The sequence below is a fragment of the Bradyrhizobium sp. ISRA442 genome (assembly GCF_038085055.1).
Classification (GTDB): domain Bacteria; phylum Pseudomonadota; class Alphaproteobacteria; order Rhizobiales; family Xanthobacteraceae; genus Bradyrhizobium.
This window is the reverse complement of the sequence record NZ_JALGCN010000005.1, coordinates 419,640-444,088: the sequence shown is the minus strand read 5'-3', so window position 1 is coordinate 444,088 and position 24,449 is coordinate 419,640. Positions and strand designations below refer to the sequence as shown.

19 protein-coding genes are annotated in these 24,449 nt (G+C 64.9%); 13 read left to right on the top strand and 6 right to left on the bottom strand.

Features of this window, described 5'->3' with window-relative positions:
• Positions 1-140: 140 nt before the first annotated feature.
• Together MTR72_RS14315 and MTR72_RS14310 are read right to left on the bottom strand one after the other, a co-directional pair.
• Positions 141-2,426 (bottom strand): xanthine dehydrogenase family protein molybdopterin-binding subunit, encoded by a 2,286-nt coding sequence (locus MTR72_RS14315; RefSeq protein WP_341510425.1) that lies wholly within the window; start codon positions 2,424-2,426, stop codon positions 141-143.
• Positions 2,423-2,914, bottom strand: coding sequence for a (2Fe-2S)-binding protein (locus MTR72_RS14310; protein ID WP_280967343.1), 492 nt, complete (start codon positions 2,912-2,914; stop codon positions 2,423-2,425). The genes MTR72_RS14315 and MTR72_RS14310 overlap by 4 nt, the downstream gene beginning before the upstream one ends.
• A 465-nt stretch (positions 2,915-3,379) precedes the next feature.
• Here MTR72_RS14310 and MTR72_RS14305 point away from each other — a divergent pair, with 465 nt between their 5' ends.
• From MTR72_RS14305 to MTR72_RS14295, 3 genes are all read left to right on the top strand, one after another.
• A complete protein-coding gene (locus tag MTR72_RS14305) occupies positions 3,380-4,153 on the top strand; it encodes an alpha/beta fold hydrolase (RefSeq protein ID WP_280967344.1) in 774 nt (257 codons plus the stop codon).
• Between the two features lie 14 nt (positions 4,154-4,167).
• On the top strand, positions 4,168-4,515 hold the full coding sequence (locus MTR72_RS14300; protein WP_280967345.1) for a hypothetical protein: 348 nt from the start codon (positions 4,168-4,170) through the stop codon (positions 4,513-4,515).
• A 190-nt stretch (positions 4,516-4,705) separates the two neighbouring features.
• Complete coding sequence (locus MTR72_RS14295; protein WP_280967346.1) at positions 4,706-5,377, top strand: dienelactone hydrolase family protein; 672 nt, start codon at positions 4,706-4,708, stop codon at positions 5,375-5,377.
• Between the two features lie 159 nt (positions 5,378-5,536).
• On the opposite strand, the gene MTR72_RS14290 is transcribed toward MTR72_RS14295, so the two are convergent.
• From MTR72_RS14290 to MTR72_RS14280, 3 genes are all read right to left on the bottom strand, one after another.
• On the bottom strand, positions 5,537-6,268 hold the full coding sequence (locus tag MTR72_RS14290; protein WP_280967347.1) for a polysaccharide biosynthesis/export family protein: 732 nt from the start codon (positions 6,266-6,268) through the stop codon (positions 5,537-5,539).
• A 278-nt stretch (positions 6,269-6,546) separates the two neighbouring features.
• Positions 6,547-7,203, bottom strand: a complete 657-nt coding sequence (gene msrA, locus MTR72_RS14285) for a peptide-methionine (S)-S-oxide reductase MsrA (RefSeq protein ID WP_280967348.1) — start codon at positions 7,201-7,203, stop codon at positions 6,547-6,549.
• Between the two features lie 144 nt (positions 7,204-7,347).
• Complete coding sequence (locus tag MTR72_RS14280) at positions 7,348-7,665, bottom strand: hypothetical protein (protein WP_280967349.1); 318 nt, start codon at positions 7,663-7,665, stop codon at positions 7,348-7,350.
• A 371-nt stretch (positions 7,666-8,036) separates the two neighbouring features.
• Here MTR72_RS14280 and rpsT point away from each other — a divergent pair, with 371 nt between their 5' ends.
• The 9 genes from rpsT (at position 8,037) to MTR72_RS14235 (ending at position 20,740) form a co-directional block, all read left to right on the top strand.
• Positions 8,037-8,303, top strand: a complete 267-nt coding sequence (gene rpsT / locus MTR72_RS14275) for a 30S ribosomal protein S20 (RefSeq protein ID WP_280967350.1) — start codon at positions 8,037-8,039, stop codon at positions 8,301-8,303.
• A 1,317-nt stretch (positions 8,304-9,620) separates the two neighbouring features.
• A complete protein-coding gene (dnaA, locus tag MTR72_RS14270) occupies positions 9,621-11,033 on the top strand; it encodes a chromosomal replication initiator protein DnaA (RefSeq protein WP_280967351.1) in 1,413 nt (470 codons plus the stop codon).
• 253 nt (positions 11,034-11,286) lie between these two features.
• Positions 11,287-12,405, top strand: coding sequence for a DNA polymerase III subunit beta (gene dnaN / locus MTR72_RS14265; protein WP_280967352.1), 1,119 nt, complete (start codon positions 11,287-11,289; stop codon positions 12,403-12,405).
• 144 nt (positions 12,406-12,549) lie between these two features.
• On the top strand, positions 12,550-13,686 hold the full coding sequence (gene recF / locus MTR72_RS14260) for a DNA replication/repair protein RecF (protein ID WP_280967353.1): 1,137 nt from the start codon (positions 12,550-12,552) through the stop codon (positions 13,684-13,686).
• A gap of 253 nt (positions 13,687-13,939) precedes the next feature.
• A complete protein-coding gene (gene gyrB, locus MTR72_RS14255) occupies positions 13,940-16,375 on the top strand; it encodes a DNA topoisomerase (ATP-hydrolyzing) subunit B (protein ID WP_280967354.1) in 2,436 nt (811 codons plus the stop codon).
• A 299-nt stretch (positions 16,376-16,674) separates the two neighbouring features.
• Positions 16,675-17,970: a UDP-N-acetylglucosamine 1-carboxyvinyltransferase gene (murA, locus tag MTR72_RS14250; protein ID WP_280967355.1), complete on the top strand. Its 1,296-nt coding sequence runs from the start codon at positions 16,675-16,677 to the stop codon at positions 17,968-17,970.
• A 243-nt stretch (positions 17,971-18,213) separates the two neighbouring features.
• Positions 18,214-19,608, top strand: coding sequence for an MATE family efflux transporter (locus MTR72_RS14245; protein WP_341510424.1), 1,395 nt, complete (start codon positions 18,214-18,216; stop codon positions 19,606-19,608).
• Complete coding sequence (locus MTR72_RS14240; RefSeq protein ID WP_280967357.1) at positions 19,605-20,093, top strand: DUF2867 domain-containing protein; 489 nt, start codon at positions 19,605-19,607, stop codon at positions 20,091-20,093. The genes MTR72_RS14245 and MTR72_RS14240 overlap by 4 nt, the downstream gene beginning before the upstream one ends.
• On the top strand, positions 20,090-20,740 hold the full coding sequence (locus MTR72_RS14235) for a 2-hydroxychromene-2-carboxylate isomerase (protein ID WP_280967358.1): 651 nt from the start codon (positions 20,090-20,092) through the stop codon (positions 20,738-20,740). The genes MTR72_RS14240 and MTR72_RS14235 overlap by 4 nt, the downstream gene beginning before the upstream one ends.
• A 1,063-nt stretch (positions 20,741-21,803) precedes the next feature.
• Here the strand turns inward: MTR72_RS14235 and MTR72_RS14230 are convergent.
• Positions 21,804-22,919 carry an FUSC family protein gene (locus MTR72_RS14230; RefSeq protein WP_280967359.1) on the bottom strand — a complete coding sequence of 372 codons (1,116 nt, stop codon included), beginning with the start codon at positions 22,917-22,919 and terminating at the stop codon, positions 21,804-21,806.
• 124 nt (positions 22,920-23,043) lie between these two features.
• Between MTR72_RS14230 and MTR72_RS14225 the strand changes: the two genes are divergently transcribed.
• Positions 23,044-24,414 carry an MmgE/PrpD family protein gene (locus MTR72_RS14225; RefSeq protein WP_280971154.1) on the top strand — a complete coding sequence of 457 codons (1,371 nt, stop codon included), beginning with the start codon at positions 23,044-23,046 and terminating at the stop codon, positions 24,412-24,414.
• Positions 24,415-24,449 lie beyond the last annotated feature (35 nt).

Genomic DNA, 24,449 nt, shown 5'->3' with positions numbered 1-24,449 from the left:
GAATACGGAGAGGCCGCAGCGTACTGGATGCCCCGCCTTCGCGGGGCATGACAGAGAGACTGCGGAGACGGCATGCCACAAAAAAATCCGCCGGAGGTTGTCCTCCGGCGGATCGTCTGACCTCGCGACCGCGAGCCGGCTTACGCCTTCATGCCCGCCTTCACGGCCTCGGCCGTGATCGGCAGCGCCCGCACGCGGGCACCGGAGGCGTTGAAGATGGCGTTGCCGATGGCGGGGGCGACGACCGTCACCGCGGGCTCGCCGACGCCGGTGGCTTTCTCGCCATTGGCGATCACGGCGACCGCGATCTCTGGCATCTGGCTCATGCGCAGAGGCGTGTAGCTGTCGAAGTTGGTCTGCTCGATGCCACCATCCTTCAGCGTCGCCTTTTCGTACATCGCCAGCGACAGGCCCCACAGCGCCGCGCCCTCGACCTGGGCGCGGATGTTGTCGGGATGCACCTGGGTGCCGACGTCGGTCGCGACCGTGAGCTTCTTCACGGTCACCTCGCCCGAGGGCGCGACGGCGACATGGGCGACACACGCCGTCCAGCTTGCGGTGGCACGCTCCTGCGACGACACGCAGGCAACGCCCATGCCCTCGCCTTTCGGCAGCTTCTTGGTGCCGTAGCCGGAGAGTCCCATCGCCGCGAGCAGCGTGTTGCGCAGCCGCTGCGCGCCGCCATCGTTCTTGCCCTTGCCGTCGAGCAGCGCGATGCGGAACTGCGCCGGATCCTGGTTGGTCGCAGCCGCGATCTCGTCGATCATGCTTTCGACCGCCCAGAAGGTCCAGCCGGGCGCCACCGAGCGGAGCTGACCGGACGGCGTGGCATTGTGCGCGAGCTCGTTCTTGATCGCGCGCACGTAGTGGTTGGGCACGGTGTAGAAGAAGTCCGCACCGTTCACCGTGAAGGAGTCGAGCGGCCCCTTCTTGTCGACCGAGGGCGTCAGGAAATCGGGGATTCCCCAGCGTGCGGTCGGCCAGGCCGAGACCACGTCGTGGCTAATCGCGACGAGCTTGCCGTCGCCGTCCACGCCGGCCTTCACCTTCTGGTAGGTGAGGGGACGCGAGAAATCCATCGTCATGTCGTTCTCGCGCGTATAGATCACCTTCACCGGCTTGCCGACCGCCTTGGCCGCCTGCACCGCCGGCACCATCATGTCGGCGTCCAGCCTGCGGCCGAAGCCGCCGCCGAGCCACATCTGGTGCATGACGACGAATTTCGGATCGATCCCGGCCGCGCCCGCAGCGATCGCGCCGGAGCGCGTCGCGAACTGGTTGCCGGAATAGATGTGCAGGATGTCGCCCTTGAACTCCGCGGTGGCGTTCATCGGCTCCATCGGCGCATGGATGTTGATGTTGGTGGTGTATTCCGCCTCCAGCACCTTGGCCGCCGAGCCGAACGCGGCCGTGGGATCGCCATCCTTGACGAAGAACTGGCCGGAATCGTCGAGCTGCTGAAGCCGCTTGGCCTCATCGAGCAGCGACTGGCTCGACAGCTTTGCATTCGGACCGCCGTCATAGGCGACCTTCAGCGCCGCCGCCGCCTTCTTGGCGTTGGCGTAGGTGTTGGCAACTGCCACAACCCACCCCGACGTCGTCCCCGTCTTGTCGTCGAGGGTGACGGCCTTGATGAACCCCGGCACCTTCTTCGCGCCGCTGTCATCGACCGATTTCACCGTCGCGCCGAAGCGCACCGGCGGCGTGACCACCGCGCCGTGGACCATGCCCGGCAGCATCACGTCGATGCCGTACTTCGCCGTGCCGTTGGTCTTGGAGGGGATGTCGAGCTGCGGCACCGACACGCCGATCATGGTGTATTGATCCGGTGTCTTCAGCGTGATCGCCTTGAGCTCGTCCGGCGTGAACGTCTTTGTCGCCTTGCCGCTTCTCACGACGTCGGCGAACGACATCTGCTTCTTCGACTTCGGATGCGCGATCACGGAATCGCGCACCACGAGCTCTGAGGCCGGCACGCCCATTGCCGCGGCCGCACCTTCCGTCAGCGCGATGCGGCCGGCGGCACCCGCGCGGCTCATCGCCTCGAAGTTCATCATGGTCGACCAGCTTCCGCCGGTGATCTGCGCGCCCAGCACGGGATCGTTGAACTTCGGATCGTTGGAGGCAAGCGCAACGCGCATGTCGCTCCACTTCGCCCCCAGCTCCTCGCAGACGATCTGCGCCATGGTGGAGGCGATGTGCTGGCCCATGTCGGCCTTGCCGCAGGTCACGGTGACGAGACCATCGGGCGCGATCGCATACCAGACGCTCGGCTCGAAATTGGCGGGAGCTGCAGCGAGTGCTTCGCCGATGCCGGGCACGCCGGCATAGCCGAGCACGAGCCCGGTCGCAGCGGTGCCGACCAGGAACGAACGGCGGCTGAGGTCAGCCGTCTCGGGGGTAACGTTCTTCACGTGCCGATTCATGTGTGCCTCCGCTCGTTGCCGGAGGCGGATGCGGTGCGCATCTCGGATGCGGCGCGCATGATCGCCTTCTGGATCCGCGAATAGGTCATGCAACGGCAGAGATTGCCGTCCATGTGCGCGACGACCTCTTCCTTGGTCGGGTTGGAATTCTTCGCAAGCAGCGAAGCTGCCTGCATGATCTGTCCGGACTGGCAGTAGCCGCATTGCGGGACCTGCTCGGCGATCCACGCCTTCTGCAGCGGATGATCACCCTTGGCGGACAGGCCTTCGATGGTGGTGATCTTCTTGCCGGCGACATCGCCGACCATGGTCTGGCACGAGCGCACAGCCTCGCCGTTGACGTGCACGGTGCAGGCACCGCACAGGCCGGCTCCGCAGCCGAACTTGGTGCCGGTCATCTGCAATTGCTCGCGGATCGCCCAGAGGAGCGGCGTGTCGTTCGCCGCATCCACGGACATACTCCGCCCGTTGATGGTGAGAGTTGGCATAGGCGTCTTCCCCTGCCGGTGCATGAAGCCGCTTACGGCGGCAACTTGTATGGCGGGCGCCCACCGGGCCCGCGCCCGCCTTGGCGGCAAGAATGATCGCGTTCAGGCGCCGAGGCAAATGCAATTTGGAATCGATCGAAACAAACCGGCCGCTGCCTGTTGTGCGACGCGACAAGGGCATCCGTGCACCACGAAGGTTCAGCCTCGAGCATGCATGCCATCGCGGCCAGGCGGTTTCCTCCGAGTAACCCGGCGGCTAGAGTATGATGAGATGAAGGCGTCCGCCGCGTGTCCACCTCTCCCCAGCGGGGAGAGGTCGGATTGCGAAGCAATCCGGGTGAGGGGCCGCAGCATCTAGTGAGACTGTTACCCCTCACCCGGATCGCATCTTTCGATGCGATCCGACCTCTCCCTTCGGGAGAGGTGAAGCGCCAGATGGGCGTCGAAACATAAAGGGCGGATGCAATGCCAAGGATCGATCGGGACGGCGTCGGGATCTATTACGAGGTGCATGGCGAGGGTGCGCCGCTGCTGCTCACCCACGGCTATTCCTCGACCTCGGCGATGTGGCACGGCCAGATCGACGCGCTCGCAGCGAACCATAAGCTCGTTTTGTGGGATATGCGCGGCCACGGTCAGTCCGACTATCCGGACGATCCGAACGCTTACAGCGAAGCGCTCACGGTCGGCGACATGGCGGCGATCCTCGATGCGGTCGGCACCGATCGCGCCATCATCGGCGGGCTATCGCTCGGCGGCTACATGTCGCTCGCCTTCTGCCGCGCCCATCCGCAGCGCACCCGCGCGCTCCTGATCATCGACACCGGCCCGGGCTTCAAGAAGGACGATGCACGCGAGGCCTGGAATGCGCGTGCGCTCGCCACGGCCGACAAGCTCGATCGCGAAGGCCTCGACGTGCTGAAAGCGGCGACGCGCGAACGCGCGACCGCCAGCCATCGCAACGCCAAGGGCCTTGCGCATGCCGCGCGCGGCATGCTGACCCAGCGCGATGCGAAGGTGATCGAGCTCCTCCCCGACATCAGGGTACCGTCGCTGATCGTGGTCGGCGCCGACGATGCGCCATTTCTCGCGGCGTCCGACTACATGGCGGCAAAGATCCCCGGCGCACAAAAGGTCGTGATCCCCGCGGCCGGACACGCCGTCAACATCGATCAGCCGCAGGCTTTTGTTGACGCGGTCGTGCCTTTCCTGAAGAACTTGCCGCGACAAACCGGTTGAACGAGGGTGCGGCAATGAAGCAGGCGATGTTGGCCGCCGGCATGGTGGCGGTGGTCATCTCAATGCCGGCCTCAGTACAGGCCGATCCGTTCGGCGCGCCACCGCCGCGCCTGCCCTTCGTAATGACGCTCTCGAACAATACGCCGTTGGCATTCGGCATGGACACCGAACAGACCACACGGGCATTGGGCCAGCCCTTGCAATATGTGCGGGGCCGCCCGGGCAACGAGCTCTATCTTGCTCTGCGCAACATCGGCGGCAGCCGGCTGATACCGTATCGCCATCGCCTCTTCCTGCAATTCCGCCATGGACGGCTGGCAGGATGGAAGGAGGATTACGGTGAGAACTGGATGTGGGAGTGATTGCAGCTCTCATTCTTCACGGTGAGGAGCGCCGCCAGGCGCGGACGATGCTGCGTATCGCCGCGAGAACCATGAAAGGCCCCGCTGCCACCTCTCGGCCTTCATCCTCCGAGTCGCGCTGACGCGCTCCTCGGGATGAGGGGTGAGAGCGGGGCTCGCGATCGACGATCAACAAAGAAGGACGACCCGCGTGGGACAAGACATCAAACTGACGGCTTCCGACAATTTCCAGCTCGGTGCCTACCGCGCCGATCCCAGCGGCGCGCCGAAGGGCGCGATCGTGGTGATCCAGGAGATCTTTGGGGTCAATCACCACATCCGCTCGGTATGCGATCGCATCGCCAGCGAAGGTTATGTCGCGATCGCGCCGTCGATCTTCGACCGCACCTCGCCCAATTTCCAATCGGGCTATTCGCCCGATGAGATCGCCGAGGCGCGCAAGTTCGTCGCCAGTCCCGACTGGACCGCGATGCTGCGCGACACGCAGGCCGCGATCGATGCGGTGAAGAATGTCGGCCCGGTCGGCATCATCGGCTTCTGCCTCGGCGGCAGCGTCGCCTATGTCGCGGCCACGCGTCTGTCCGGCCTCAAGGCCGCGATCGGCTATTACGGCGGCGCGATCGTGCGCTTTGCCGACGAGGCGCCGAAGGTGCCGACGCAGCTCCATTTCGGCGAGAAGGATGCCGGCATTGCCTTGACCGATGTCGAGACCATCAAGACGAAGCGGCCGGAGGTCGAGGTCTTCATCTATCCGGGCGCCCAGCACGGCTTCCATTGCGACGAGCGCGCGAGCTACGACAAGGCCAGCGCCGACACCGCCTGGCCGCGCAGCCTGGCGTTTTTCGCGAAGCATTTGAAATAGCGCGCGGCTCTCACCGCCGTCATCCCACGTTGCGCAAGTGCGCAACGGGGATGCGCCGCAAGGCGCAGGCCCGGACTCCATCGTATCTCAGAGTTGGTGGCGCGATGGAATCCGGGCTCGCGACTTCGTCGCGCCCCGGAATGACGGAGGAGAGAGCTTTTAGAACCAGCGCTCGCCGACCAACACCGTGTCGCCGGGGCTCAAGGGGGTGCCGAGCGGCACCACGGCGCGCATCGCGCCGCCGGCTTCGGTATGCGTGACAGTCACTGCGTCACGTTTCGCACGCGGCGAGAAGCCGCCGGCGATTGCGACCGCGCTTTCGACCGTCATGTTCGGCACATAAGGATACTGGCCGGGCGCGGTGACTTCACCGAGAATGAAGAAGGGGCGATAGGCCTCGATCTCGACCGCGACCGAGGGCTCGCGGATATAGCCGTTGCGCAGGCGCGCCGCGATCTCGCTGGCGAGCCCCGCCGTGGTGCGGCCACGCGCCGGCACGGCGCCGATCAGCGGCATGGTGATCGCGCCGCCGGCATCGATCGCATAGCTGTTGGTGAGGCCTTCCTGGCCGTAGACCACGACGCGGAGCTTGTCGCCGGCATCGAGATGATAGGAGGCAACATAGCGGCCCTGCGCGGGCGCGGCATAGCCGGCGGGCATCGGCCCAGGCGCTGCGGCAAAGGAATTGCGGAGTGCGCTGATGGCGCCGCCACCGGACGTGTCGGCGACGGCAACTGCTTGAGGCCCACCAGGCTGGCCATACGCCATGTAGTCGAGATCGCTGCCCGGCTGCGCCATCGCGACTGGGCCCGTGGTCTGCATGCAGCCGCCAAGGGCGAGCGCCGCGGACGCAACCAAGACCGACCATCGAAACGCGCGTGCAACCGGCACCGGACCCATCCCTTGAAGGAGACAGCTCCAGTCTTGCACTGGGTATGGTTAATAAAGCGTTTCGGAAACCCTCCCTGGAGGGATCCGAGACGAGCGTAGCTCGCTCGTGGGTCGATCGCGCGAAGCGCGAGCGGGTGGGATGACGGTCTCTCCGCATCGAACACTGTCCGCGTTGAGAGATCACCCCACCCCGTCTCATATTTCTATTTCGGTGCGCTCAATATGAGCCGACCCTCGCCCTCCAGGGGAGGGTAACCGCGATGCATATCGATTTGCGCTTACGCGCTCACGCCGACGCCGATCGGGCAGGACACGCCGGTGCCGCCGAGACCGCAATAGCCGGCCGGATTCTTGGCCAGATATTGCTGGTGGTAGTCTTCGGCAAAGTAGAACTCGCCGGCCGGCGCGATCTCGGTCGTAATCGCATCGAGCCCCTTGGCTTTGAGCGCCTTCTGATAGAGCGCCTTCGATTCCTCGGCCGCCTTCTTCTGCACGTCGCTGAAAGTGTAGATCGCGCTTCGATACTGCGTGCCGACGTCGTTGCCCTGGCGCATGCCCTGCGTCGGGTCGTGGTTCTCCCAGAATGCCTTCAACAGCCGTGCATACGAGATCTTGTTCGGATCGAACACGACCAGCACCACCTCGGTGTGGCCGGTGCGCCCCGAGCAGACTTCCTCATAGGTCGGGTTCGGCGTGTGGCCGCCTGCATAGCCGACGGCGGTGACATGGATACCATCGCCGAGCTCCCAGAACTTGCGCTCGGCGCCCCAGAAGCAGCCGAGCCCGAACACGGCCTGCTCGAGGCCCGCGGGATAAGGCGGCTGCAGCTTCGCGCCGTTGACGAAGTGAGTGGTCGCGGTGGGGATCGGTTGCGCACGGCCCGGCAGCGCTTCGGCTGCGCTCGGCAGTGCGGTGGACTTGCGCATGAACAGCATGATCGGATCTCCGGGACGAGCTCACCGTCCCCCGAGCCAAAGGTTCAAACCAGGCGCTCGGGCGGCGTGCTCGTGACTACGGGTGGAATATAGGCAATTACGTCGGGACGGGCAGCCCCGTTACGCGCCCGCGCGCGCAGGACCTTAGTCCCGCGAATAGCCGATCAGCGGTTTCCGCGGCCGGAACAGGATCATCAGGAGGATGCCGAGGATGCCAAGGACGGCGAAAGCCGGCTGGTCCAGGATCACGCGGATCACGGAGGTCCAGAGCCAGGGCGCCTTGGCCTCCACCCAGGTCCGGACCGCCTGCTGGCTGGCCTGATGGACATCGTTCCAGAACTGGCCGAAGCGGGTGAACCGCAGGGTCTGGTCGGCCACCCAGCGGGCGCCGTCATAGACCATGAAGACGAAGCCGCCGGCCAGCAACAACAGCCCAATCAGTCGGAAAAAGCCGCGGATCATGCGTCACCTTATAGGGCCGCCCGGTCGGGGCGGCCTCGAAGCGCCGCCAGCCAATAGCGGGCTAACGGCAGAAATTCAACCTCATCAGCACGTTACGGCCCTCTCCGGACCGTCCGGGGCCGGCCTTCCCAGCCCTAGAGGGCGTTGACGGTGCGGCAGACCCCCTCTATAAGGACGCCAACTGGCGGCGGGTGCAATCCCGCCGCCGCTGTTCTTTGAGCAGACGAAGGTGACGCCGCAAGGCGGTCGCTCATGCTCCGGGGACGGCCTTAGCAACCGAACACCCTAAATCCGAGCGTCGATTACGCGGTTCAAGCAGCCGGCGCTACCCGACCAAAACGCGACCGGTTACCGCAAAGGACATTGAGACTATGGCCAACACCACTTCCGCCAAGAAAGCGACGCGCAAGATCGCCCGCCGCACCGCCGTCAACAAGTCGCGCCGCACCCAGATGCGCGGCGCCGTCCGCACTGTCGAAGAAGCCATCAAGACCGGCGATCGCACCGCTGCGCTGAAGGCGCTGGCGACTGCGGAGCCCGCCCTGATGCGCGCCGCCCAGCGCAACATCATTCACAAGAACAACGCCAGCCGCAAAGTCTCGCGGCTCACCGCGCAGATCGCCAAGCTCGCCAAGTAAGCTTCCAAGCAAGCTTCCAAGCAAGCTCTGCGAGTCATCCGATCGATTGATCCGATCGATCATCGCGCGCATCAATCAGCCCGGCATCCTGCCGGGCTTTTTTGTTGTCTGTCACAATTCAAGCACGCGCTCGCACGACGATGAGCCTTCGGTCGGAAGAGCCTTGGGTCGGAAGACTTGGGTCGGAAGACTTGGGTCGGAAGAGAAGATGCGTGTCGCCGCGGGACGTCTCGCTCCGTAATTTTACCGCTGATGGTTTTGCGACAGCGGAAACTTTCACCGCATTGCAAAAAACCCTTGCAGGGCGGGGCTAAAATGAATTTGCGCGAGATGAGCTCTACACAGCGCCGTCTGACGGGACGGCGCGTCGCGGCAAAGTTACCCTGCAAAACGAGACTCGAAAAACGATGCTTCGATAATCACTTATCCACATAGCGCGGACAACCATTTGGAAAATGAGCCCACGCGGCACTCGCGTGAAGGTTTTGTAAAATATTTTTGGCCGCCGTCGGGGAATTGTCACACAACGCGCGGAGCTTTCGATTCTCCACGCGGATTCAAAAACTTGGTCTCGAGCCTGTGAACAACTCGCGCGCGGCGTTAACGCAGATCAAGAATTTGGGCGCCTCAAGTGTGAATCAATTTCGTTGCGAGTCTGTCCGCATCGTGTATTCCTTAAGTCGTTCGCGGCGCCCACGATCTTGAGACCAGCGCGGTTTGGGAAACGGGGCGAGCGTGCAAATCGGCGGCGGTCTGCACGTTGGCGACGCTTTACCAAGCGATTGTCGGTTCAAAACCCATAGCAATATGGGAACGGTTGCACTTTGTCTGAATGTCTCCACGCGGGGCATACGTGTCTCGTTCGCAGCAAGCGCAAGTGAGAGACGTGATCGAGGCGACCCGACAGGCGTGACGGCGAAGCCGGCGAACGGCAGTACAGACGGGCGGGGGCACCTGCGACTGAAGTGTTTCGGACGCGGTTGTCTTTTGGACACGCAGGACCTTGTCGTGAGCAATCACGGCAGGACGGGGAGGTATCATGTCTTACGGACTCAACGCGGTATCGAAACAATCTTCCTACTCCAACCATGCCGTTCTAGATTCGTCCGACCTGCAGTCTCCGACGTGTGACGGAGCGCCGAGTACGCGCTGACCTCGCGACCCCTCCATCTCTGACATCGCTGAACAGGCCTGCGGCGCTTGCGCCGAACGGCCGAGCCATGTCCGACGATGGACTCGCTTGAGGTCGCGCCATGGCGGGAAACCCCGCGTGGCGCTCACAACGCAACTTTATCTCTCAGAAGAAGTTTTTCGACGATGACGACATCGGAACAGGATCGCTGGTCACGCGTGAAGGGACGCCTGCGCTCGAGCGTTGGTGAAGACGTCTATACGAGCTGGTTTGCCCGTATGGATCTGGAAGGGGTGCAGGACGAGAGCGTGCGGCTTTCGGTTCCGACCCGTTTCCTGAAGAGCTGGATCCAGGCCCATTATGCCGAGCGCGTGCTGTCGTGCTGGCAGGCCGAGATGCCGGAGGTGCATCGCATCGATCTCACCGTCCGCTCCGCGGTGCGCCCGATGGCGCAGCCGAAGGAAGCGCCCGCGCCGGTCGAGGCACGCCGTGCACCCGCCGCCGAGCTGCGCTCGACCGCGACTGCGCCGGTCTCCGCCAATCACGATGCGCTCGGCGGCTCTCCGCTCGATCCGCGCCTGACGTTTGCGAGCTTCGTCGTCGGCCGTTCCAACACGCTGGCGCATGCGGCGGCACGCCAGGTCGCCGAAGGGCGCAGGGGCGATCCCGTGATGTTCAACCCGCTCTACATTCATGCCGGCGTCGGCCTCGGCAAGACGCATCTGCTGCAGGCGGTGACCTGGGCCGGCAATTCCGGCAACGAGCGCAAGGTGCTTTATCTCACCGCGGAAAAATTCATGTACGGCTTCGTCGCTGCGCTGAAGACGCAGACGGCGCTCGCCTTCAAGGAGGCGCTGCGCGGCATCGACGTGCTGGTCATCGACGACCTGCAATTCCTTCAAGGCAAGTCGACCCAGGCCGAGTTCTGTCACACGCTGAACGCGCTGATCGACGCCGGCCGCCAGGTCGTGATCGCGGCCGACCGTCCGCCGTCCGATCTCGAGAGCCTCGACGATCGCGTTCGCTCGCGGCTCGCCGGCGGTCTCGTGGTCGAGATGGCCTCGCTCGGGGAAGATCTGCGGCTCGGCATTCTCAAGTCGCGCGTCGCCGCGGCGCGCACCCATCATGCGACCTTCGACGTGCCGGAGGAGGTGCTGAACTATCTGTCGCGCGCCATCACCCATAACGGCCGCGACCTCGAAGGTGCGATCAACCGGCTGCTGGCGCATTCCAAGCTCAACAACCAGCCGGTGACGCTGGAGATGGCCGAGCGCGAGGTGCGCGACCTGATCCGGCCGCAGGAGCCCAAGCGCATCAAGATCGAGGACATCCAGCGCGTCGTGGCGCGCCAGTACAATGTCAGCCGCTCCGACCTGTTGTCCTCGCGCCGTACCGCGAACGTGGTCCGCCCGCGGCAGGTCGCGATGTACCTCGCCAAGACGCTGACGCTGCGCTCGCTGCCGGAAATTGGCCGCCGCTTCGGCGGACGCGACCACACCACGGTGCTGCATGCGGTGCGCAAGATCGAGTCCCTGGTCACCAAGGACACCGCGCTGTCCGAGGAGGTCGAGTCGCTCAAGCGCCAGCTTCAGGAATAAACGCCTAGGCCGTCCCGAATTCTGACCTCGCCCGCCGCCCCGGTCCCGCCGGGGCGGCGGCTCGCGTTTTGCCCCTAAATCGTGGGGAACTGGCGCTCAATCCCTTGAAACGGGTGGCGTTCCGCGCCACCTTGCGCGACCCGGGGGGCTTTGATCATATCGGGTGGATGATCCGGCTTTTCGGGTTCTTCGGTGCCGTGGCGCGCTTTTGGCCGCCCGGCTTTTCCATCATGGGAATCGGGCGGGTAGTGCAATGAAGGTTACGGTCGAACGCGCGCAACTCCTGAAGTCGCTGGGCCATGTCCATCGCGTGGTGGAGCGTCGCAACACGATTCCGATCCTCGGCAATGTCCTGGTCCGCGCCGAGAACGCGAAGCTGTCACTCAAGGCGACCGACCTCGACCTCGAGGTGACCGAGACGCTTCCCGCGGAAACCGCGACCGCGGGCTCCACCACCGTGCCGGCGCACATGTTCTACGACATCGTACGCAAGCTGCCGGACGGCTCGCAGATCGTGCTGGAAGCCGACGGCGATCGCGCCGTGCTGGCGATCCGCGCCGGCCGTTCGCGCTTCACGCTGCAGACGCTGCCGGAGAATGATTTTCCGGATCTGGCCGCCGGCGACATGTCGCATTCCTTCTCGCTCGCCGCCAAGGACGTGAAGCGGCTGATCGACCGCACCCAGTTCGCGATCTCCACCGAGGAGACGCGCTATTATCTCAACGGCATCTATCTGCATGCGGCCGGCACGGCCAAGGCCGCGACCTTGCGCGGCGTCGCCACCGACGGCCACCGCCTCGCCCAGCTCGACCTGGTCCAGCCCGCGGGCGCCGCCGGCATGCCCGGCGTGATCGTGCCGCGCAAGACCGTCGGCGAGGTGCAGCGCCTGATCGAGGACTCCGAGGCCGAGATCACCATCGAGCTGTCGCAGGCCAAGATCCGCTTCACCATCGGCAACGTGGTCCTCACCTCGAAGCTGATCGACGGCACCTTCCCCGACTACGGCCGCGTCATCCCGCAGAACAACGACAAGGAGCTCATTGTCGACAAGAAGGATTTTGAGAACGCGGTCGACCGTGTCTCGACGATTTCGAGCGAGAGGGGGCGCGCGGTCAAGCTGTCGCTGTCGGCGGGCAAGCTGGTGCTGTCGGTAACCAATCCGGATTCCGGCAGCGCGACCGAAGAGCTCGAGGTCGATTACGCCTCCGACGCCCTCGATATCGGCTTCAACTCGCGCTATTTGCTCGACATCGCCGCTCAGATCGAGGGCGAGGTTGCAACGCTGAAACTCGCCGACCCCGGCTCGCCGACCCTGGTCCAGGACCGCGACGACACGAGCGCGCTGTACGTGCTGATGCCGATGCGGGTGTGAGCCGTCTCCCCTCGTCATGGCCGGGCTTGCGCGTGGAGGATTGATCTGACAGCCGCGAGCATCCCGAACGGCCGCGCCTATATGATGAAATTGCCCGCGCGGACGATGGGATTGCCGGGTCAAGCCCGGCAATGACGAACAAACATGACCTCCTCCCGCATTCATCGCCTGGCGCTGACGCATTTTCGTAATTACCGGGCGGCGGGGCTCGAGACAGCGGCTGACATGGTGGCGCTGGTCGGGCCGAACGGCGCCGGCAAGACCAATTGCATCGAGGCGATCTCCTTCCTGTCGCCGGGGCGTGGCTTGCGGCGCGCCACGCTGGAAGACGTCGCCGACAACCAGGGCGACGGTTCCTGGGCGGTCTCGGCCCAGGTCGAGGGCGCGCTCGGCCTTGCTACGCTCGGCACCGGCATCGAGCCGCCACGGCCCGACAACACCGTCAGCCGGCGCTGCCGCGTCGATCGCGAGCCGGTCGGTTCGGCCAGCGCCTTCGGCGACCACATCCGCATGGTGTGGCTGACGCCGGCGATGGACGGGTTGTTCATGGGGGCTGCGTCCGAGCGGCGGCGCTTCTTCGACCGCCTGGTGCTCGCCATCGACAGCGAGCATTCCAGCCGCATCTCCGCGCTCGAACGTTCCTTGCGCTCGCGCAACCGCCTGCTCGAGGCGCGCAATTACGACGACCATTGGTGTGACGCGATCGAGCGCGAGACCGCGGAACTCGCGGTCGCGGTGGCCGCAACGCGCGGCCAGACCGCGGCACGGCTGACCGGCATGCTGAACGCCCGCGCGCAGGCGTCCGCCTTTCCATCCGCGCAGATCGCGCTCGACGGCTGGATGGAGAATGCGCTGCTCACCGAGACCGCGACCGCAGTCGAGGACCGCTACCGCCAGATCCTGCGTGACAACCGCCCGCGCGATGCGATCGCCGGCCGCACCACCGACGGCCCGCATCTCACCGATCTCCAGGTGATCTACGCGCCGAAAAGCATGCCGGCGCGCGACGCCTCGACCGGCGAGCAGAAGGCGCTGCTGATCGGGCTCGTGCTGGCGCATGCGAGCCTCGTTGCCGAGATGACCGGCATCGTGCCGCTGCTGCTGCTCGACGAAGTCGTCGCGCATCTCGATCCGAACCGGCGCGCGGCACTTTTCGAGGAACTGCGCAAGCTTGGCGCGCAGGTCTGGCTGACCGGCGCGGACCCGGCCGCCTTCGCCGAGATCGGCGTCGGCAGCGAGGTTTTCGACGTCGAGAGCGGGCGCATCGCCGCACGCCGTTAGGGCATCCGCAGGCCGCCACAGATCCGGAAAAAGCGGCCTTCAAAGACCCCGAAACCAGGTCCCGAATCGGCCTTTTTGCAGTGCCGAGAAACGGCCTTGGAACGACTTGAAAACCGGCCAAAAATCCCCATCTGCTCAAAGGGTTGCGGAAGGATACTTTGCGCTAGGCGCAATCCTCCTTTCATGGCACAAATAGCGTCCAAATCAGCGCCTTCTGCGCCGCTGATTCGGACGACATCCTCGAAGGCCTCTCATGACAGAACCTGCTCGGCAGCCGCGTGCCGAAAACGAGCCCTCCAACGCGAGCGAATACGGCGCGGAATCGATCCGCGTGCTCAAGGGTCTCGATGCCGTCCGCAAGCGTCCGGGCATGTATATTGGCGACACCGACGACGGGTCCGGCCTGCACCACATGGTCTACGAGGTCGTCGACAATGCAATCGACGAAGCGCTCGCGGGCCATGCCACGCGCGTCGACGTCGTCCTCAATCCCGACAATTCCGTCACCGTGCGTGACGACGGCCGCGGCATCCCGGTCGACATCCACAAGGGCGAAGGCATCTCGGCGGCCGAGGTCATCATGACCCAGCTCCACGCCGGCGGTAAGTTCGACCAGAACTCCTACAAGGTCTCCGGCGGCCTGCACGGCGTCGGCGTCTCCGTGGTCAACGCGCTGTCCTCTAAGCTGATGCTGCGCATCTGGCGCGACGACAAGGAGCACTACATCGAGTTCGCCCATGGCGATTCCGTCGCACCGCTGAAAGTGGTCGGCGACGCGCCGGGCAAGCGCGGCACCGAGGTGACGTTCCTGGCCTCGACCGAGACCTTCAAGAACATCGAATATGATTTCGCCACGCTCGAGCACCGCCTGCGCGAGCTCGCCTTCCTCAATTCCGGCGTCAACATCATCCTCTCCGACATGCGTCATGCGGTCGAGAAGCGCGAGGAGATGCACTATTCCGGCGGCGTCGAGGAGTTCGTCAAATATCTCGACCGCAACAAGAAGGCGATCGTGCCGGCACCGATCATGGTGCGCTCGGAAGCCAACGGCATCGGCGTCGAGGCGGCGCTCTGGTGGAACGACAGCTACCACGAGAACGTGCTATGCTTCACCAACAACATTCCGCAGCGCGATGGCGGTACCCATCTCGCCGGCTTCCGCGGTGCGCTGACGCGCCAGGTCAACGGCTATGCCGAGGCCAACGCGAAAAAGGAAAAGATCGCGCTCACCGGCGACGACTGCCGCGAAGGCCTGACCGCCGTGCTGTCGGTGAAGGTGCCGGATCCCAAGTTTTCGTCGCAGACCAAGGACAAGCTGGTGTCCTCGGAAGTGCGCCCCGTGGTCGAGAACGTGCTCAACGAGGCGCTTCAAGCCTGGTTCGAGGAGCATCCGAGCGAAGCCAAGGTGATCGTCGGCAAGGTGATCCAGGCGGCCGCTGCGCGCGAAGCGGCGCGAAAGGCGCGCGAGCTGACGCGCAAGAGCCCGCTCTCGGTCTCCTCGCTGCCCGGCAAGCTCGCCGACTGCCAGGAGAAGGATCCGGCGAAGTCCGAACTCTTCATCGTCGAGGGTGACTCGGCAGGCGGCAGCGCCAAGCAGGGCCGCAATCGCGAGTTCCAGGCGGTGCTGCCGCTGCGCGGCAAGATCCTCAACGTGGAACGCGTCCGTCCCGACAAGATGCTGTCATCGGAGCAGATCGGCACGCTGATCACCGCGCTCGGTACCGGCATCAGCGACGATTTTTCGGTCGAGAAGCTGCGTTATCACAAGATCATCGTGATGACGGACGCCGACGTCGACGGCGCCCACATCCGCACGCTGCTTTTGACCTTCTTCTACCGGCAGATGCGCGACATCATCGACGGCGGCTATCTCTATATCGCCCAGCCGCCGCTCTATAAGGTCGCACGCGGCAAGTCCGAGCAATATCTGAAGGACGAGCGAGCGCTGGAAGACTATCTGATCGATGCCGGGCTCGACGACTGCGTGTTCGTTCCGGGAACCGGAGGCGACCGCTCCGGCCGCGACCTGCGCGCGCTGGTCGACGACGCCCGCGTGGTCCGCAGCATCCTGCGCAACCTGCACAGCCGCTATAACCGCAAGGTCGTCGAGCAAGGGGCCGTCATTGGTCTGTTTGGCAGGGAAATTTATACCGATCCAGCAAATGCCAGCGCCGCAGCAGAATACATGGCGAAGCGGCTGGACAGGCAGGCCGAAGAGGTCGAACGCGGCTGGACAGGACAATTCGTGGAAGGCCACGGCTTCATGTTCGAGAGAACGGTGCGCGGCGTCAAGGAAGCCGCCGTCATCGACGATGCCTTCCTGGGCTCGGCCGAGGCGCGCAAGCTCCACGAATACCGGACGAAGCTGCAAGACGTCTACGAGCGCCCCGGCAAGCTGCGGCGCAAGGATTCCGAGCACGTCATTCATGGGCCGACCGACCTGTTCGAGGCGGTCACCGATTCGGGGCGCAAGGGCATCACGCTGCAGCGCTACAAAGGTCTCGGCGAGATGAACCCCGAGCAGCTCTGGGAGACGACGCTGGATACCGAGGCACGCTCGCTGCTGCAAGTGAAGGTCAAGGAGGTCGACGAGGCCGACGACATCTTCACCAAGCTGATGGGCGACGTGGTCGAACCGCGGCGCGACTTCATCCAGGAACACTCGCTGAGCGCGACGATCGATATCTGAGGCTGGTTGCGACTGCCGAAGGACGCCCGCTTTTGGCGGGCTCCTCAGGACGAGGTCTTGTGTCGCGGCGAGATCCTGATCCTCATGGTGAGGAGCGCGGAACGCGCGTCTCCGGACGATGCTTTGCATCGCCGGGCGAACCATGAAGGCCCGCCTGTCGCCCGCCGCCATCCTTCGAGCCCGTTTGTCGTGCGCTGCTCAGGATAAGGGCGGATGCTTGCGACGAATTGCTACCGCGCCCAATTCTCTGTATTTTCCGCTTCCCGAAAGCAGCCCGCCCCAAACAACAGGACACCGACGTGGCGCCCATCCAATACATCGTCGAGGGCGGTCACCGGCTCTCGGGCTCGATCGAACCGTCCGGCAACAAGAACTCGGCGCTGCCGATCATCGCGGCCGCGCTGCTCACCGAGCATCCGGTCACGCTTCAGAATGTTCCGCGGATCCGCGACACCGAGACGCTGGTCGAGCTGATCCGCTCGGTCGGTGCGTCGGCGGAATGGAGCGCGCGCAATACGCTTCATATTCACGCCAAGAGCATCAGCGCCGCCGATCTCGATCCCGAGCTCTGCATCCGCATCCGCGCCTCGATCCTGCTCGCAGGCCCCCTGCTCGCGCGCTGCGGCGAGGTGATGCTGCCGCCGCCCGGCGGCGACGTCATCGGCCGGCGCCGACTGGACACGCATATGCTGGCGCTGGAACAGCTAGGGGCCAAGGTCACGGCGACCGACCGGCTGGAGTTCCGCGCGCCGAAGCTGACCGGCGCCGACGTGTTCCTGGACGAGCCGAGCGTCACCGCGACCGAGAACGCGCTGGTGGCGGCCGTGGCCGCCGACGGCGTCACCTATTTGCGCAATGCCGCCTCCGAGCCGCACGTGCAGGACCTCGCCAACTTCCTGGTCGCGCTCGGCGCGAAGATCGAGGGCATCGGCACCAACACCATGATCATCCATGGCGCGGCGACGCTGGGCGCGGCGACTTACTCGATCCAGCCTGATCATATCGAGGTCGGCTCGCTGATCGGCTTAGCGGCCGTGACGCGCTCGCCGCTGCGCATCGTGCGCGCCGGCGTCGAACACCTGCGCTCGATCCGCATGGGGTTCGAGCGGCTCGGCATCGTCTGCCGCGTCGAAGGCGACGATCTCATCGTGCCCTCCAACCAGACGCTGAAGATCCAGGACGATTTTGGCGGCCACGTGCCGAAGCTGGAGGATCAGCCCTGGCCGGCCTTCCCGGCCGATCTGATGTCGATCGCGATCGTCACCGCCACGCAATGCGAGGGCGTGATCCTGATGTTCGAGAAGATGTTCGAATCGCGGATGTTCTTCGTCGACAAGCTGATCGCGATGGGCGCGCGCATCGTGCTGTGCGATCCGCACCGCGCCATCATCGCCGGTCCCAGCCGCCTGCGCGGCGCATCGATGATCTCGCCCGACATCCGCGCCGGCATGGCCATGCTGCTCGCCGCGGTCTGCGCCGAGGGCACCTCGACGATCAACAACGCCGACCAGATCGAGCGCGGCTACGAGCGCATCGAGGAACGGCTGAACGCGCTGGGTGCGAAGATCAAGCGCGTGCCCGAGCGGAAGGGCTGAAGTCGCCTCTCCCCGCTTGCGGGGAGAGGCCGGATTGCATCGTCAGGTGCAATCCGGGTGAGGGGGAGCCTCCGCGAGTCCAACTCTTACCGTGATCGCGGAAACAGCCCCTCACCCCAACCCTCTCCCCGTAAGAACGGGGAGAGGGAGAATAGAGCAAGGGTGGAGGGAGAACAGCTACGCGCGTCCGGGACGCGAGAATGGGGCCATGTTTTCGACGTGTGGCTGTGTTATTGACCGGCCATGCTCGACACCGTCCAACCTCGTCCGCAGCCGCAAGCCGGCGCGCCGCAAAGCCACCTCGCCGATGAATTCGTCGAGACGCTGCGGCTGGCCGTGCCGATGATGCTGACCCAGCTCGGACAGATCGCGATGATCACGACCGATCTCGCGCTGATCGGCAGGCTCGGCGAGGACGCCGTCGCGGCTGCGGCGCTGGCGCACACGGTCTATTTCGTCAGCTTCACCTTCGGGCTGGGATTGATGGCTGCGGTGTCGCCGCTGGCAGCACAGGCATTTGGTGCCGGAGACGTCAGGCGGATCCGCCGGTCCTTGCGCGTCGGCCTGTGGGTGGCGCTCTTGATCTCGCTACCGATGATGGCCTCGCCGCTCTATGGCGAGCACATTCTGCTTGCGCTTGGACAGGCGCCGCATTCGGCCGCGCTCGCCCAGCGCTATCTGAACGGGCTCGCCTGGGGCATCGCCCCGGCGCTCAGCTTCATCGCGCTACGCGGCATGATGAGCGCGGTGAACCGGCCGCAGCCGCCGCTGTGGATTACCATTGCTGCGATTCCTGCCAATGCGGCACTGGTCTACTGCCTGATCCACGGCCTGTTCGGCCTGCCGGAGCTCGGCCTGCTCGGTGCGGGGCTTGCGACCACGATCGTCAATCTCGGCACCTTCATCGCCGCGGTCGCCATCGCGGCGACGCGAAAACCCATTGCCGACTATCACCCGCTCGCCCATCTCTGGCGGATCGACTGGCAGTTGATGCGCCAGCTCATCGTCATCGGCGCGCCGATCTCGTTCTCGCTGCTGATGGAATATGGCCTGTTCTCCTCGGCCGCGCTGCTGATGGGGCTGATCTCGACCACCGCGCTCGCGGCACATCAGATCGCGCTGCAGGTCACCGCCGTGCTGTTCATGGTTCCGCTCGGGATCGGCATGGCGGCGACGGTACGTGTCGGCCATGCCTTCGGCCGCGACGAGCCGCTAGCGGTGAAGCGCGCCGGCCTCGTCGCGGCGCTGCTCGGGATCGCCCTGGTCTCGGCCCTGACCGTCGCCATCATCCTCGGCCGCTATGCGCTGGGCCGGCTGTTCTTCGGCGGCGGCGAGGCGAGCGCGGCAACCGTCGAGCTGACGGCGACGCTGCTGCTGGTCGGCGCGACCTTCTTCATCGCCGACGGCCTCCAGACCATCATGGGCGGCGCGCTGCGCGGCCTCAATGACACCAGGATGACGCTGGTGTTCGCGGCGATCGGCTATTGGTGTGTCGCCTTTCCCATCGCCTGGGTGCTGGCTTTCCACGCCGGGCTTGGCGCAGTCGGCGTCTGGATCGGCCTGTCGATCGGGACCTTCGTCTATGCCGGGCTCTTGATCTTGCGCTTTCGGATGCTGACGCGCAGATTGGCGGGATGATCGGGACAGTCCGCGAAGTCACCCCCGAGGTCGAGGCCGCTGCCGTGCTGGCGGGTGCGCAGTTCATCGACGCCTATCGCGTCGGGATCGGCGCGAGCCCGATCGATGCCCGCGAAGCCTGCATCCGGATGGTGCTGCACGGGCCACGCTGGATCGATGCGCTGGTGCGCCTGCGCAACATCCTGGTGAGGCCGTTCGGGCTGAAGACATCGGGCGAAGGCGCGCCGGCCCCGCATGGCATGATCGGCCTGTTTCCTGTGGTCAGCGAAACGCCGGAGCGTCTTGTCGCGGGCTTCAACGATTATCACCTCGACTTCCGCCTCGTGGTCGAATTGGACGGCACTGCACCGAGCCGACAAGTCACCTCGACCACGCTGGTGCGGACGCATAATCTGCTCGGCCGGACCTACCTCACCCTGATCATGCCCTTCCACAAGCTGGTGGTCCGCAGCATGATGGGGCGGATCATGGAGCCGGCGCGATGACCCTTGCAGTCGACCTCTTCTTTTCCTTCCGCAGCCCGTTCAGCTATCTGGCGTTGCCCAAGACGCTGAAGCTCGTCGAGACATACGATCTCACGGTGAACCTACGTCCGGTCTATCCGCTCGCGGTGCGAGTCCCCGGCTTCTTCAAGAAGACCAATCCGCAATTCATCCGCTATGTCGTGCTCGACAGCAGCCGCGTGGCGGAGCATGAAGGCATTCCGTTCCGCTTTCCGCGGCCCGATCCGATCGTGCAGGACCTGACGACGCTCGAGGTCGCGGCCGAGCAGCCCTACATCCATCGCCTGACCCGGCTTGGCGCCATGGCGCAGCTCGAAGGCCGCTCGCTCGAGTTCACTTACGCGATCGCGCGCGTGCTGTGGGACGGCTCGGTCACGGGATGGAATGAGGGCGACCATCTCGCGCGCGCGGCAGAAAAAGCCGGCTTCGATCTCGCCGCCATGGACGCAGCCATCAGCACTGATGCGGACCGCTACGCGCAGGTGATCGCCGACAACGAGAAGGATCACGCCGCGTCCGGCCATTGGGGCGTGCCGACCTTCGTGTTCGAAAAAGAGCCGTTCTTCGGCCAGGACCGCATCGATCTCCTGGTCTGGCGCATGCAAAGCAAGGGCCTGATGCGGCGGTAGGGCGTGTACTCACGAATTCGCCAAGTCCGCTTGCTCTCGAAAGTCGACGTTCAAGCTAACATTGGTGCATGTCGCCCCTGGGCCCACAAGCAGAAATCGCAACCGTGCCCTCCTCCGACTTCGCCCCACCGTGTACATGACCGTGACGGCAGACTGACCGAAGGTTGACTTCGCACGAAAAGAGGCCATCAACTGAGTGGCCCCTTGAACCGGACCTGCTAATGCCTGTCGGAATTTTCGTTTTCGTTGCTGCACTGTGGCTGTGTTTGGTCGCCTATGCCCAGTATCAATGTCCGCTTCCAAGCTGTCATGGCGATGGGACTATTGGTTGGTATCTGCCGTTGTTCACGTCGCCCATTGGCGGCTTTGCGGTGCTTGGCCTGATCCTCATGGCCATCGTGCGTACATTTCGTCGATAGCACGGAAGGGTTTGTCAGCTTGGCACATAGCCACTCGCGAATGAGCGAACGTCTGCTCGGGGCCCAGAAGCGGGAAGCTAGCTCTGTTCCCTTGCGAAGCTCCTCGCCACGTAGAGTATGCTGACGGCTACAGCCGGATAGACGAGCAGACGGAAGTGCTCAGCGCTCCCTTCGCCTTGGAAGACGCTGTGCGCGATAAGGGATAGAGCGGCTAACCCAACCAGAGCAAAGCCGAGGTACGCAACAGACCGCCATGCCGTAGGAAGAAAGCTAAATGCAAATTCAGATGCTGCCGCAGCAGCTATTGTGGGTATCCAATAGGGAAATGCAAAGATTGCCAGAACGAACCCAAGCACGTAATTGCTCGGACTCCCCCCAATGCTGGGACTGCCGATCATGACCGCTTCGACGGTCCACCAAAGCAAGACAGCGAGCAAGAAGATCACAAGGTCCATTTTTCGACCGACGCAAGGCGTGTGACAAACAACAACTGCATCAATCATGTACCGCGACCAGTTAACCTCTGGTTGCAGCACGAAACGGTTTCGACGAATTCCGCTTGGGTCATCTGCCGCCGATCACGGCCAAGCCGGGCGACTTCGGCTTGGCTGTCGGAAGCCGAGGTTTATGAGCACACTCCCTACTCACTCCGCCACCCGCGCCGGCTTGTCCGCTGCAGCTTCCGACCATTCGCCGACGACGCGGTCGAGATCGCAGAGGTTCTGGTGCATCTGCTCCAGCGAGAAGCCGAGCGCGAAGAAACGCTCCGCGGTGTCGCTGGGCTGGCCACGGATCAGGCCGTCGCGACGGACGGAAGCGACCGCCTCGGCATAGTGCTGGAGCGCGAGGTGCACGGGATGGATCGGCGGCGCGCCGGCGCCCTCCCGCAAGGCCGCCGCGGCCGAACGCAGAAAGCGCGCGATCACGGTCGAAACCTCCGCTAAGGGCCCGGCGAGCCGCGTCTGCACCTCGGCCGGCAACGGCACCACGGTGGCGCGGCCGATCATCACGACGTCATGGCGCAGCCGCAGGATGGTTCGCAGCAAGGGGCCGGTGTCGGGCCCGCTCGACAGCCGCGCCGCGCGCTCGCGCTCGGCCTCGGCACCGGTGGCGTTGAGGCCCACCAGCGCGGTGCCGATGCCGTCCTGGATCCGGTGCAGCGCGTCGTTGTCGCGGCCGCGCGTCAGGCCTGCGAGCAGCTCGGTGAAAGCGTCGGCGATCAGTTCGAGCAGCAGCGCCGCACTGGCGCGGATCTGCCGCACCGCGCGCGAGGGCAGCACCAGGAACGAGACCAGCAGTCCCGTGATCGCGCCGACCGCGACCTCGCTGACGCGATCGATTGCCGAGGTCATGGGATCGGAATGATGCATGGTGGGAACCAGGAGCACGATCACGGCGGTCACCGTGGCCGCGCTCAAACTCGGATTGATCGCGGCGACGAAGGCGAGCGGGGCGACCGACAGCACCAAAAGCCCGAGCAGCCCGGCTTCGCTGGAATAAGGGATCAGCACCGCGATGGCGCCGCCATAGACGGCGCCGCCGACCGTGCCGAGCATGTAGTCGCGCGTCGCCTTCAGCGAGCGGCCGACGCTCATCTGGGTCACGATCAGCGAGGTCAGCACCGCCCAGAGCGGCAGCAACAGATGCAGCGCGGTCGCAATCGCATAGGCCGCGGTCGCCGCCACCGTGACCCGGACGGCCAGTCCCAACTGCGTCCTTCGCGACCGGAGCCGGTCGAACACCTCTCTTGCGAATGCCATCGTCGAATATCCCGGCCCAATCCTCGGTCAACCGGCCAAAAGCATAGCTGATGCCCGCAGCCGCAAGCCCGCTTGAAAGGCAAAATCAGCCCGCCTAACGTGCCGGCCAAAACGAGGAAACATGATGGCCCACGAAACCGCAACGCTCGCCGCCTACGTCGTCAACCTGAAATATCAGGATATTCCGGCGGAAGTGCTGGATCGCGCAAAAGTGCTGACGCTGGATTTCCTCGGCAGCGCCATCCGCGCGCGCAGCGAAGCGGAATCGACCCCGTCTCTGCTGAAGATGCTGGAGGCCCTGGCGCTCGACACCAAGGGCGAGTCGACCGTGTTCGGCGATGCCAAGACCTGGACGCCGGCGGTCGCAGCGCTGCTCAACGGCGCGCTCGGCCATTCCCTCGATTTCGACGACACCCATGCGGATTCCTCGCTGCACCCGAGCGCGCCGGTGGTGCCGGCAGCGTTCGCGGTCGGCGAGATGGTCGGAGCCTCCGGCCGCGACGTGCTGACTGCCATCGTTGCGGGCTATGAAGTCTGCTGCCGGCTCGGCAACGCGCTCGACCCGACCTCGCACTACGCGCGCGGCTTCCATCCGACTGCGACGGCCGGCACCTATGGCGCGGCCGCGGCTGCCGGCAAGCTGTTCGGCCTCTCCGAGAAGCAGATCATCGCCGCCTTCGGCGTCTCCGGCAGTCAGGCCGCCGGCTCGCTGCAATTCCTGGTCAACGGTGCCTGGAACAAGCGCTACCAGGTCGGCGCCGCCGCGATGAACGGCGTGATCGCCGCGACGCTGGCGCGCAATGATTTCGTCGGCGCGACGGAATCGGTCGAAGGCAAGCACGGCCTGCTCGCCGGCTACACCGACGACGCGCATCCCGACAAGGCGGTCGCCGAGCTCGGCAAGAGCTATGAGACGATGAAGATCGGCGTAAAGCCGTATCCGAGCTGCCGCTACACCCATGCCGCGATCGATGCGCTGATCGCCATGCGGCGCGAGCACAATCTGACGCCCGACCAGGTCAAGCGGGTCGAGATCGGGCTGCATCGCAACGGCATCACGCTGACCGGCGATGCCGCAACCAAACGGCATCCCACGTCGATCGTCGGCGGCCAGTTCTCGATGTTCTTCACCGGCGCGCTCGCGCTCGACCAGGGCAGCTTTGGCTGGGACGATTACAACCGCCTCGGCGATGCCGCCATCGACGCGCTCGCCGACAAGTTCGACGTGGTGCAGGACGACCGCCTCGAGATCGGCCGCACTCATCCCTTCGGCGCACGCGTGAGCATCACCACCGACGACGGCGTGCATGAGCGGCTCTACGCCGATCCCTCCGGCGAGCCGACCTCCTTCCCCGATGCGCAGGCGATGCAGCAGAAGTTCCTGACGCTGGCGCGCCCCGTGCTGAACGCGCGCGCGGAGAAATTTGCCGACGCGATCCTGTCGCTGGAGCGGTTCGACCGCGTAGCGAAGGCGACGGAGCTGGGAAGGCAGTAGCTAGCGCCATTTTTCCCTCTCCCCTTGTGGGAGCG